The 254-nt window shown below is 63.4% G+C and carries 1 pseudogene; it reads right to left on the bottom strand.

The features are described from left to right. Positions 1-254, bottom strand: a pseudogene (locus IB248_RS31455) (integrase); the annotation flags it as partial.

Here is a 254-nt window from a genome sequence, read left to right as displayed (position 1 = left end):
GGTAGCAATAGCGCTTATCGGCAAGCATGAACTCGCCTTTGTAATCGGCGCACCACAGGTCGTTGGGCAGCCCAGGATTGGAGAGTGCTGTTCCTTCAGCCCGGTTGCGCCGCCGCCTACCGTGCTTACCAGGCCGTTGCGGTCGAGGACGGCATGCACGGTTGAGATCGCCGGCGTGTGAACATCCGGATACAGCCGCGCCAGCCGCTCCCTGATCTTCGGTGCGCCCCAGTTGGGCTTGTCCGGCTTGGTCC

It is taken from the genome of Rhizobium sp. RHZ01 (genome assembly GCF_014851595.1).
Taxonomy (GTDB): Bacteria; Pseudomonadota; Alphaproteobacteria; order Rhizobiales; family Rhizobiaceae; genus Rhizobium; species Rhizobium altiplani.
The sequence above is the reverse complement of the archived record's forward strand: the minus strand, read 5'-3'. Positions and strand labels throughout refer to the sequence as shown.